General features: G+C 39.6%; 11 protein-coding genes and 1 pseudogene. 8 read left to right on the forward strand and 4 right to left on the reverse strand.

From position 1 onward, the window contains the following. Window positions 1-30 precede the first annotated feature (30 nt). The 3 genes from LG003_RS02575 to LG003_RS02585 are packed head-to-tail and all read left to right on the forward strand — an operon-like array spanning window position 31 to window position 4,315. Window positions 31-705, forward strand: a complete 675-nt coding sequence (locus LG003_RS02575) for a fimbrial biogenesis chaperone (protein ID WP_262980097.1) — start codon at window positions 31-33, stop codon at window positions 703-705. Window positions 706-763: 58 nt separating this feature from the next. Continuing rightward, a complete protein-coding gene (locus LG003_RS02580) occupies window positions 764-3,304 on the forward strand; it encodes a fimbria/pilus outer membrane usher protein (protein ID WP_262980098.1) in 2,541 nt (846 codons plus the stop codon). A gap of 18 nt (window positions 3,305-3,322) precedes the next feature. After that, entirely contained in the window at window positions 3,323-4,315 is a 993-nt protein-coding gene (locus LG003_RS02585; RefSeq protein WP_262980099.1) for a fimbrial protein, read from the forward strand. Between the two features lie 158 nt (window positions 4,316-4,473). Here the strand turns inward: LG003_RS02585 and LG003_RS02590 are convergent, their stop codons facing one another. Both LG003_RS02590 and LG003_RS02595 read right to left on the reverse strand, forming a co-directional pair. Then, window positions 4,474-4,701: a CcdB family protein gene (locus LG003_RS02590; RefSeq protein ID WP_240000673.1), complete on the reverse strand. Its 228-nt coding sequence runs from the start codon at window positions 4,699-4,701 to the stop codon at window positions 4,474-4,476. Further along, window positions 4,676-4,924 (reverse strand): type II toxin-antitoxin system CcdA family antitoxin, encoded by a 249-nt coding sequence (locus LG003_RS02595; protein ID WP_262980100.1) that lies wholly within the window; start codon window positions 4,922-4,924, stop codon window positions 4,676-4,678. The genes LG003_RS02590 and LG003_RS02595 overlap by 26 nt, the downstream gene beginning before the upstream one ends. A gap of 298 nt (window positions 4,925-5,222) precedes the next feature. Between LG003_RS02595 and LG003_RS02600 the strand changes: the two genes are divergently transcribed. From LG003_RS02600 to LG003_RS02615, 4 genes are all read left to right on the forward strand, one after another. Then, entirely contained in the window at window positions 5,223-5,585 is a 363-nt protein-coding gene (locus tag LG003_RS02600) for a DUF2778 domain-containing protein (RefSeq protein ID WP_262980101.1), read from the forward strand. Next, window positions 5,582-6,109: a hypothetical protein gene (locus LG003_RS02605; protein WP_112876019.1), complete on the forward strand. Its 528-nt coding sequence runs from the start codon at window positions 5,582-5,584 to the stop codon at window positions 6,107-6,109. Before LG003_RS02600 ends, LG003_RS02605 begins: the two co-directional genes overlap by 4 nt. 2 nt (window positions 6,110-6,111) lie before the next feature. Beyond that, window positions 6,112-6,597, forward strand: coding sequence for a type VI secretion system tube protein TssD (gene tssD / locus LG003_RS02610; RefSeq protein ID WP_112876020.1), 486 nt, complete (start codon window positions 6,112-6,114; stop codon window positions 6,595-6,597). Between the two features lie 178 nt (window positions 6,598-6,775). Then, on the forward strand, window positions 6,776-6,913 hold the full coding sequence (locus LG003_RS02615) for a hypothetical protein (RefSeq protein WP_158537745.1): 138 nt from the start codon (window positions 6,776-6,778) through the stop codon (window positions 6,911-6,913). 141 nt (window positions 6,914-7,054) lie between these two features. On the opposite strand, the pseudogene hrpA reads toward LG003_RS02615, so the two are convergent. Further along, window positions 7,055-10,786 (reverse strand): annotated as a pseudogene (gene hrpA, locus LG003_RS02620) (ATP-dependent RNA helicase HrpA); the annotation flags it as partial. A gap of 429 nt (window positions 10,787-11,215) precedes the next feature. Between hrpA and LG003_RS02625 the strand changes: the two are divergent. Then, window positions 11,216-11,818: an FMN-dependent NADH-azoreductase gene (locus LG003_RS02625; protein ID WP_262980102.1), complete on the forward strand. Its 603-nt coding sequence runs from the start codon at window positions 11,216-11,218 to the stop codon at window positions 11,816-11,818. 78 nt (window positions 11,819-11,896) lie between these two features. Here LG003_RS02625 and LG003_RS02630 read toward each other — a convergent pair whose 3' ends face one another. Then, on the reverse strand, window positions 11,897-12,223 hold the full coding sequence (locus LG003_RS02630; RefSeq protein ID WP_112876023.1) for a YdbL family protein: 327 nt from the start codon (window positions 12,221-12,223) through the stop codon (window positions 11,897-11,899). Window positions 12,224-12,226: the final 3 nt, after the last annotated feature.

Below are 12,226 nucleotides of genomic sequence, written 5' to 3' on the forward strand. Positions count from 1 at the left end.
ATAAAAACACGATAAAACGGAGATGTTACCGTGCAGTATCAACGACTATTCACAATAATTTTTCTATATATTATCAGTGTAAATTTCGCTATCGCAGGTGTCGTCATTGGTGGAACCCGTGTTATTTACATGAGTGACAAAAAAGAAGCGTCTATTTCTATAAATAACCCGGAAAAAGATGCCCCTTACCTGATTCAATCTTGGATCCAAGATGAAAACGATAATATGAAGACCCCTTTTATCGTAACGCCACCCATCTTTAAACTCGCAGCAGGCCATGAAAATATCCTGCGTATTGTAAAAACAGAAAGTAACCTACCTCAAGATCGGGAATCACTTTTTTGGTTAAATGTGAAGTCTATTCCTACCTCTGTGAAATCAGATCAGAATCAATTACAAATAACAGTTAAGTCAAAATTTAAATTGTTTTACCGCCCTGCAAATTTGGCAGAAAAATCAAGTACCGCATACCAAAAGCTCAAATTCCGTACGGAAAATAATTCACTGATCGCTGAGAACCCTACCCCTTACTTCATTTCATTCTCTTACCTTAAAGCAGATCAACATGAAATAAAACCTGCGGGCATGATTAAACCCTTTGGTCAACTAAGCTGGCCTCTGCCGGCAATTAACATAAAACAGGTAAATTGGAAAGCAATTAATGATTTTGGTGGTGTGACTGCCGAGGAAAAAACAGCCATTTGAAAAAATAACTCGTTAATAAAACCGTTACATTACTTTACTCTATACCAGAAAGTTAATTATGGGAAAGTGCTCACAGCATAAGATTAATCAGCAACCATACAATATTGAACATTCATGGCTCTTATTATTGCCATTTGTAGCTGTTGGCATGCTTTTTTACCCAGCTAAAACTTATTCTGAAGATTATTTCAACATTCATGCACTGGAAATAGGTACTGATTTTGGTTCACCTGAAAACATTGATCTCTCTATTTTCACACAAGACGACTATCCGCCCGGTATTTACTGGGTAGATATTTACCTTAATAGAGATAAAATAGATACCAGGAACGTAACCTTTGTCACGATAAATAATAAATTGCTGCCCAAGCTGACAATTCAACAATTACAGGATATGGGAGTAAAAATTGATAACTTTCCAGAGCTATTCAGTTTACCACCAGAAACAGAGTTGTCTGATTTAAGTCAATATATTCCATCTGCAAGCACTGTCTTCAATTTTGGTCAACAAAGGCTAGATATCAGTATTCCACAAGCAATGTTAAACAATCAGGCAAGAGGTTATGTTTCGCCTGAATTATGGCAGCAAGGATTAACTTCATTATTGATTAACTACAATTATAGTGGTTCAAATACCTGGCAAAATAGCCCATCTGGCTCTACGCAGACCCATTATCTGAATCTTCGAACAGGCGCTAATTGGCAAGCATGGCGTCTGCGCAATTATTCTACCTATACCAGTCGTGATAAGAGTTGGAAAAGTATTAACACCTACTTACAACGGGATATTCACGCACTAAAAGGACAATTAACGCTAGGTGATAGCTTTACCCCCTCCTATATTTTTGAGGGTGCCCAATTCCGCGGTTTACAATTAGCTTCTGATGACAATATGTTACCAGACAGCTTACAAGGTTTCGCCCCTAGTGTCCGGGGAATTGCTCAAAGTAATGCTCAAGTTACAATCAAGCAAAACGGTTATATCATTTATCAAACTTATGTTTCGCCCGGTCCATTTGTCATTAATGACCTTTTCCCAACCACAACAAGTGGAGATTTGGAAGTTATTATCAAGGAAGCAGATGGTCAGGAATATCGATCTACTCAGTCCTTTTCGGCTATACCGATTATGTTACGGGAAGGAGGCTTCCAATATTCGATAACACTGGGCCAATATCAATCATCAAATAATCATGGGCGAGAACCTAATTTTACCCAAGGTGCATTAGTCTATGGTTTTTCTAATAATATCACTACCTATGGTGGTACAATTTTTTCAAAAGATTATCAATCCATTGCTTTAGGATCAGGTTATAATTTTGGTATATTGGGTTCTCTCTCTTTTGACATCACTCACTCTAACACCGATTTACCATCTAATATAAGTACCAAAGGGCAATCCTACCGTTTTCAATATGCAAAAGATCTTTCGTTAACAGGGACTAATTTTACTCTGGCAGGTTATCGCTATTCGACACGTGGTTTTTACGATTTTAAAGAAGCCAATGACATAGATAATGCCAATAAAAGTAACTGGCGTTATCGCACCAATAAAAGAAGTAAATTGCAACTACATATTAATCAATCTTTAGGAAATTTTGGCAGTTTATATTTGTCCGCTTTTCAACAAAATTATTGGCAGCAACGTGGCTATGAACGTAATATCAACGCAGGTTATAGCACCAATTATAATAATATTAATTACAGCCTGAATTATACCTATAGCCAACTTCCAGATACAGATAAAAATGAACAGCTTTTTTCATTCAGCATACAGATTCCATTAGATCGCTGGCTAAAGAATAGCTGGACCAGCTATAATTTTAATACCAATAAAAACAAAGATATTTCCCATCAAGTAAGTTTAAGTGGCACAGCACTGGAAGACAATAATTTAATTTATAGTTTACAGCAGAGTTACACGAATCACGGTACTGGCGCTGGCGGTCATATTCATGCGGAATATAAAGGCGCTTATGGTCAATTTAGTACCGGTTATAGCTATGATCGCTATTCTCACCAACTGAATTATGGCCTCCAGGGAGGCATTGTTGCTCATCCATACGGAATTACTCTTTCACAACATTTGGGAGATACATTGGCATTAGTCCGGGCTGATGGTGCTCAAGGAATAAAGATCCAAAATAATGTTGGTATTGCCACCGATTGGAATGGTTATGCGATTATTCCTTATGTTAACAGTTACCGGAAAAATCGGATTGCACTGGATACTCATTCATTAGCAGATAATGTCGATATTGACGTCAATACCCAAACCGTTATTCCTACTCGTGGGGCATTAGTCCTGGCTGATTTTAAAACCCGGATAGGTCACAGAGTTCTAATCAATCTCTATTATCAAGAAAATCCTATTCCTTTTGGTGCGATTGTCACGTTAGAAAAACGCCATGATATTGATGAAGTAAATAGCGCTATTGTTAGTCACGAAGGGCAAGTTTACCTCACGGGTTTACCCGATAGTGGACGATTATTCGTTAAATGGGGTTATAAAGATATTCAGGAATGTATCGTTAATTACAAACTACCAGAAAAAAATCCTTTATCCGGTATTTATATAATAGCAGCACACTGTAAATAATTTCCACAGGAAAACGCTATGTTTAATATTTACAATAAATTTAAATATTTTCTCGTTATTACCAACTTATTAATTGGTTTGACAGTCAGTTCTTATAGTTTTGCCGCTAACTGCCAGTTTACGAAAGGATTTAAACCAGAAATCACTCATCTCTCTTTTGGAACCTTATATGTCCCAAGGGATCAACCGATTGGCACAACCATTTACGAATATCGTGCAGATGAATTAGACAATAAAAACAATATTTTCTATTGCGATACAAACGTTAATACGTCATGGGGATATACATCCTACAAAAATGCAGAATACAACAAGGATGCTATTTACGAGTCCGGTGTTCCCGGTGTTGGTATCAGAATAAATACTTGGAGTCCCGGCTATGGTATCGATTGGTTACCGCGCATTGCTAATAATCCCGTAAGCTGCGATAATTCCGGTCGTTGGTATTGTGGTAAAACATGGGGTTATTTGACAATTCAGCTAATAAAAATAGCGCCAACAACAGGTTCTGGTTTTGTCAGAAACGAACAATTAATTCAGGCGCGGGTAAATAACCATATCGTGCATACTTACCGTTTGGGAAATACCCGCATTATTACTAAAAGTTGCTCACTGAAAAATAGCAATATTACTGTGCCTATGGGTGATATTAAAAAAAGCGATTTTTCTGGCATTAATAGTATCGCAGGAGGGAAAGATTTTGAGGTTATTTTAGATTGTGATAATGATGTTCAAATTCAATTAATGCTTGATGGAAAGAAAGCAAAAAATAACTTATATCACGTATGGGCGCTTGATCAAAATGATAATAACACAACTGCTTCCGGTGTAGGTATGCAAATTCTTTATAACAACCAACCTGTTATTATTCATTCACAAATAAATATTGGCAACAGCTATTCAGGTGGGAAGTTATCTATTCCTTTACACGCCCGCTATTTTCAGACCGATCGCAATATTACCCCCGGCCAAGCAAATGTAACCGCAACAATGACATTAACTTATCAGTAATAAATTTATCTGCATCAGTTATAGAAAGTTTATTTCTTGGCTGATGCGCTGTTATTTTATTATTTTCACCTGAAAAAATTTTGAGAAAATTCAGCAGATTATGCCCACTAATTCACATGTTATGTGTTAGTAATAATAGCATCAATTGCTGAGAGAATTTATCCTCGTGAAATGACAACATTACATATAAAATCTTTTTTCTTTATTTTATTAGGGTCAAGGAATGTAATAACCGGAGTAAATACACAATATTTATCACCATTGATATCAACTACCGGCGTAATACGTTTACGAGTTAGCTCCATTTCTCCTGTTGAAGTCAGTGGAACAATTAATTTTGTTGAAAAGTTACGATAAACATCAAAGGCCCCCAAAAAATTCATCATCCGTAATTATCCCTGCACGCTCCAAAAATGCGTTGATTGCCTGCATATCTTGTTTATCTTCTTTCTGACCGCGCTTTTTAGCTTCTACAGCCTGTGTCAGAAGCCCATCCAACATAGACAATAAGTTCATATTTAAGCTACGAGCCGCATCCACCAGATCAGCAGTGAGGTATACATTAGTATTTTTCTTGGTTCCAGCCCGTGTAGCAATTGTAGACCTCATAGTATTACACCCTATACGCAAAATTATGAGCGTAATTATAATCTAATGAACCTGCAAGAGATAAGAGATTCTCAATATAGAATTGAACTTCTTTCTCCAATAGAGCAAATTTATCTTATACAATTCTTTTATCGTTCATACCTACTTACCAAAATCAATAATCATTAAAATTACTCTTAACTCATTATCTTAAATACTTATATTTACAAAAATATTACTATTTTTACAAAATTATGCTTTTAAAAATGTTTATTAAGTTTAAAGTTAAATTTCTTAATATTTACTAATGGAAACAAGTATGACGTGGAAATATTCACAAAGCACTGGCGAGCTAACACATAACGGCTCTTTTATTGCAAAAGGTTATAGCGGTCACGGAACAGGGATAAATAACCCATCTATGGAACAGGTTGAAGGTGAAGGACCAATTCCCCGCGGTTATTACAGAATCAACGGTTACTCTAACTCAATAACCAGGGTCACCGTAATATTAGACCCTATTATGGGAACTAATACGTTTGGACGCTCTCTTTTCAGAACACATGGTGATAGACGGGATGGCACATACCGGCAAGCATCACATGGTTGCATCATTATAAATGGCTCTAATCTCAGAAAAGAGATAGCCAACTCTAGCGATACAATCCTGGTGGTCGAATGAAAAAACTGGTTTTGCTTTTAATACTGGTATCATTTAGCTCATTGGCCGTGGATCATCATATTACGGCTAAAAATCCATATCCGAATTTAACGCCAAAGCAATTGACCCTACAAATAAAACAGCAAGGTGCAAGAGCAGTAATTGCAAATATGCCAGAAGGAGACAACGGAGAATGGGATTATATAACAGATCATATTGCAAGTGGAGATATAGCGTGGCTCAAAGTAGCTCCTTTACTTGCAAAGGGAAGTGATGCCCATTCATCAGAAATGCTATCAACAGCGTTAGCTACTGCATTACCGAAAAACGTAAACGGAGTATTATCTATTCTTGATGATTCCAATGTTTCAATTAGCACTGACTCTGTCTGCTCACTGCCTTTTTATCAAGGAACAGAAGCAGAATTAAATCAGTATGTTGTTGATAGTATTCGTGTACTGTACAAAAGTAAAAGTGGTGAAAAATGCTTACAAAAGCTTATTTCTGCCACCGGTAATTCAAAATCGTTTTCTGAAGGAGATTAATAATGGCTATTCCTCTATATATGTATATAAAAGACGACGGTGGAGCAGATATTAAAGGTTCCGTTGATATCTATGGTAGAGAAGGCAGTATTGAGATTTTAGGTCTTCATCATAGCGTCAGTACCGCCACTGATGATAATACAGGAAAATTAACTGGAACGAGGAAACACCTTCCATTTATGATTGAGAAAGAAATTGATTCGTCATCCCCATATCTTTATAAGGCATTAACTACGGGGCAAACACTAAAATCAGCAGAGCTTAAATGGTATAAAATAGACGATCATGGTCAAGAAAAGGAATATTTTAATACCTTAATGGAAAATGTGAAAATAGTGAATATTGTTCCCGTTATGCTGGATATCAAGGATACATCAAAAGAGAAATTCAATCATATGGAAATCATTGAGCTTCGCTACGAAAAAATTACCTGGAAAAACAATGATGGAAATATAGTCCATTCTGATAGTTGGAATGAAAGGATATAACTACTTATCCCTATAACCGATAACATTAACAGGCTTGTATAATACAGGAAATCAGGGTATTGGAATTCCCAAATATCATTCTTGAAATGATATTTTTCGAAGGGTATCTTTACAATGATCAGAACAAAGATGATTATATTAAAGAATCCAGAGTATGAAGATTTAGGAGGAGGCGATTATGTTGTTAAAACGTGCTACAGCAACCAAGAAGAAGGCAACTCAGGCTGACTACGCTCGTAACCGCAAAAATAAAACCGCTATGGTTAATGCTTTCGTTGAGGCTAACAAAACCAAACATACGGAAAGTACCTGCTAACCAGTTCATTCGTTTCAGTCTAAGTAAAAAGCCACCTTTAGAATAGGTGACTTTCAGTTTGACGATTTAACTGACCGATAAAAAACTGCATCACAAATGTAAAACTTGATACGCAGTTTAGAATATGCTCTTCCTCTTTAATCAAGAAGCAATTTGCTCCATCGTTTGTAAAATTCTCTTATCAGAAACTGGATATGGCGTACCCAATTGCTGAGCAAACAAGCTGATCCGCAGTTCTTCAATCATCCAACGAATCTCTTGCACCTCAGGCAACTGTTTCTGTTGCAGTGATAATTTCGCCAGCCATTGTTGCCACTGTTGCTGAACATTTTCGACTCGCCCCATTTGCGCTCTATCTCTGTGCGGATCAATCGCCAATTTTTCAAGACGGCGCTCAATGCCTTGCAGATAACGCAGGACATCCGGCAAACGTTTCCAACCATTAGTGGTGACAAATCCTTTGAAAACCAGACCAGAAAGCTGCTCTTTGATATCCGATAATGCCAAGGCAAATGAAATATCCACTCTCCCCTTGAGACGTTTATTGATAGCAAAAATAGTGGTGAGTATCTGTTCCACCTGCTTGGCTATTTCCACAACAGTATCATTCAACTCAGCCCGAACCTTGTCCTGTAGCTGAATAAAATTCTGTTCATTCCAAGCCGGCCCACCATTCCCTGCCATCAATTTATCCACACCACATGAGATACAATCGTCAATCAAATCCAATACCTTGCCATAAGGGTTAAAATAGAGTCCCAATTTGGATTTATTCGGCAATTTCTCATGTAAGTATTTAATTGGTGAAGGAATATTGAGCAACAACAGACGACGGGTACCTTCCCACATGGCAATTTGTTGCTCCGGTTCGGTTTCAAACAATTTGATACCGATACTCTCTTTTTCATCCACCAGCGCTGGAAATGCTTTAACAGAGTAACCACCACGTTTCTGTTCATACCGTCCCGGTAATTCTCCGAAACTCCAAATATGCAGCCCACTCTGTTCAATCCCATCATCGGCAACAGAGGAAAGTGTCTCCTGAACTTTCTCTTTCAAGCGTAATTTCAGCGCAGATAAATCTTTACTTTCAGCGATAGTCCGGTTCTTCTCTCCTACCACTCGAAATGTCATTTTGAGGTGATCGGGTACTTGCTCTAACTGCCAATCATCACGTGACACCGTAACACCAGTCATCCGCCGTAACTCTTTCTCAAAGCTATCTAATAAGGTCGATTGTGGTTGAGGTACCCGCTCCATAAATGCCTGAGCATAGTTTGGTGCAGGGACAAAATTACGACGAACCGGTTTCGGCAATGATTTAATCAGCGCAACAACCAGATCATAACGAATACCGGGGATCTGCCAATCAAACCCTTCATCCTTAACCTGATTCAACACCGGCAGCGGAATATGAACTGTCACACCATCAGCTTGCGTGCCCGGTTCAAACTGGTAACTAAGCCGTAATTTCAATGCCCCCTGATACCAGTAATTAGGGTAATTCAGCGCACTGATTTTATCGGCATCGCCTTTGATCAACATATTTTTTTCAAAATTAAGCAAGTCCGGTTGCTCTTTACTTGTCTTCAACCACCAGCGATCAAAATGGCGAGCAGAAACCACATTCTGAGGTATCCGTTGATCATAGAAACTAAACAAGGTTTCATCATCCACCAAAATGTCGCGACGACGGGATTTATGTTCTAGCTCCTCAATTTCCTCACGTAATTTCAGATTCGCTCGGAAAAATGCATGTCGAGTTTGCCAATCGCCTTCCACCAGCGCATGGCGGATAAACAACTCACGGCAGAGCATTGGGTCAATTTTGCTGTAATTAACCAGACGACTAGCCACAATTGGCAAACCATATAAAGTGACTTTTTCCCTAGACATTACCGCACCCTGAGATTTCTGCCAGTGCGGCTCGCTATAATGATACTTCACCAGATGCCCGGCTAACGGTTCAACCCATTCAGGTTCGATTCGCGCAGCAATACGCCCCCACAAGCGACTGGTTTCAACCAATTCCGCCGCCATTGACCATTTAGGTGGCTTCTTGAATAAACCAGAACCAGGAAAAATAGCAAAACGGGCATTACGCGCACCGGTATATTCCTGTTTATCTGTATCTTTTTGGCCGATATGAGATAACAGCCCAGAAAGTAACGCAGTATGAATACCACGGTAATCTGCATCCTGACTATTTACCGACAGACCAATTTCTTTCACAACTTGTCGTAACTGGGTATATATATCCTGCCACTCTCTGACTCTCAGGTAGTTAAGATAATCTTGACGGCAAAGTTTGCGAAATTGCGAAGAGGAGAGTGCCTTTTGATGCTCTTTCAAAAAATCCCATAATTTCAGAAATGCAATAAAATCGGAGTCTTTATCAGCAAATCGACGGTGTTTCTCATCAGAAGCCTGCTGTTTCTCCAGTGGCCTCTCTCTTGGGTCCTGAATAGATAGCGCAGAAGTGATAACCATCACTTCACGTACACAACCATGATGACGAGCTTCCAATACCATACGCGCCAGCCGAGGATCAACCGGGAGCTGAGCAAGCTGTCGCCCTATTGATGTAAGACAGTAATTAGCCTTAACCGTTGTGCTCTGGTCAATAGCCCCAAGCTCTTCCAAAAGCCGAACACCATCCTGAATATTACGTTTATCAGGCGGTTGCACAAATGGAAATGCACTGACATCCCCAAGACCAATTGCCGTCATTTGCAGAATGACCGATGCCAAGTTAGTACGCAGGATTTCTGGATCAGTAAACTCTGGCCGAGAAAGGAAATCGTCTTCTGAATACAGCCGGATACAGATCCCGTCAGATACACGTCCGCAACGCCCTTTCCGCTGATTAGCCGACGCCTGTGATATGGGTTCAATCGGCAATCTCTGTACTTTCGTGCGATAACTGTAACGGCTGATACGTGCATACCCGGTATCAATCACATATTTAATTCCCGGTACCGTCAACGAGGTTTCTGCCACGTTAGTTGCCAGCACAATTCTCCGCCCCGTATGTGATTGGAAAATTCGATTCTGATCGCTGTTAGAAAGACGCGCAAATAATGGCAGTACGTCGGTATGACGCAGATTCTGTTTATTCAGCGCATCTGCTGTATCACGAATCTCCCTCTCTCCACTCATAAAGATCAGGATATCTCCAGGCCCTTCACGGTTGAGCTCATCAACAGCATCAATAATTGCCTCAAGCTGATCCCGCTCTCCATCATTATCTTCCCCCATGACAGGACGATAACGCACTTCTACCGGATAGGTTCGACCAGAAACTTCGATAATTGGCGCATGATTAAAATGACGAGAAAAGCGCTCAGGATCGATAGTCGCGGAGGTAATGATCACTTTCAAATCGGGACGTTTTGGCAGTAATTGGCGCAAATAACCCAGAATAAAATCAATATTCAGACTGCGTTCATGCGCCTCATCGATAATGAGCGTGTCATACTGTTTAAGTAACCTGTCATTTTGCAGTTCCGCCAGCAAAATACCATCGGTCATCAGTTTAACTAACGTGTTATCGCCCACATGATCACTAAAACGGACTTTATAACCAACAGCAGAACCCACTGAGGTTTCCAATTCTTCCGCCAGACGATTGGCAACCGCACGAGCAGCCAATCGACGGGGTTGAGTATGACCGATAAAGCCTTTTATTCCCCGGCCTAGTTCAAGACAAATTTTCGGGATCTGTGTTGTTTTACCCGAACCGGTTTCACCAGCAATAATGACAACCTGATGGTCACGAATAGCTTTGTAGATATCATCTTTCTTCTGGCTGACGGGCAAGTTTTCTGGATATTTGATCGTTGGACAAGCAGCCTGACGGTTAATGATTTTCTGAGACTCTTTCACTTATATTGATCCTTGTAACTTCTTAACTTTACTGATTAGCCAGCTTTTATTGATGACATAGTTCTTATTGGCAACACATTTTTATTAACAACATATAGTAGCACATCCCATCTATTGGCAATAATTTCGGCGGATATTTCCCCGCTACGCTATATCAACATAGGTAAAAGTTTTTCAATAAATTTGAATGCTAAGCTCTAAATATTGCTCTATTACCAGAAGATAATAACTCATAGAATCACTATACCCGTTATCTTTCAAGTTGCCTCTTTGTTGGCGGCACTCACTCACCCCGGTCACATAGTTACCTATGCTCCCGGGGATTCGCTCCTTTGCCGTCGCGATGCATCTTGAAATCCATAGGGTATATATCGTGATTAACAAGTAAATTACCAAGAGTTAATTTAAGGAATAAACATGAGTAAAGTTCTGGTTCTTAAATCCAGCATTATGGCGCAGCATTCACATACTAACCAAATGGCAGATTTCTTCATTGAAAAGTGGCAAACCAATCATGCTGATGACCGCATTAAGATACGTGATCTGGCCGCGCAACCCATTCCTGTTCTGGATAATGAACTGGTTCATGCATTACGCCCAAGTGGCAATGAAATGACTGTTCGCCAAAAAGAGGCGTTAGCATTATCTGACGAACTGATTGCGGAATTGCAGGATAATGACATTATTGTTATCACTGCGCCTATGTACAACTTCCACATTCCAACCCAACTGAAAAACTATTTTGACCTGATAGCCCGTGCTGGAGTGACTTTCCGTTATACCGAGAATGGCCCTGAAGGTCTGCTAAAAGGCAAACGAGTAATCATCCTGACCAGCCGGGGCGGCATCCATAAAGACGGCTCCAGTGATCTGTTAGTGCCTTATTTGCGTCTGTTCCTGAGTTTCATTGGGCTCACTGATATAGAGTTCGTATTTACCGAAGGTGTAGCATTAGGCCCTGATGCCGCAAATCAAGCGCAACAAACCGCCCGTGAAGTTTTGCAAGCAATAGCTTCCTGATAGCCACGTTTTTGTCCATAATTCATACATTGCCTATATTTTTATATTGTTGTCTTTTGCGCGTCATTCGACGCGCTTTTATTTCTTCAACCACTTACCATTAATACCAAGCACATACTCACCAAGTTCAGCTCTGTTCACCAATTTTTCGCCAGTAAGTTTAGCCACTTGCTTTGTAGAAATATTATTGCCAGCCGCAATTTCTGCGTATTTTTTCTCACGGGCTCGATTAATTTCTGCCACCAAAGCTTGTGCCTGACTATCTGTTTTCACTATAGCCAGATAACCACTGAAAGTTTCACCGACCAACCCTTTCTGCTTTGCCTCATTCAGGGTCATTCCTACAACGGAAGAGCTGAACAATACACTAGCCAATAACAATATTCCCGTACCTGTTCTCTTCATAAT

It is taken from the genome of Photorhabdus kleinii (genome assembly GCF_025384885.1).
Lineage (GTDB): Bacteria > Pseudomonadota > Gammaproteobacteria > Enterobacterales > Enterobacteriaceae > Photorhabdus > Photorhabdus kayaii.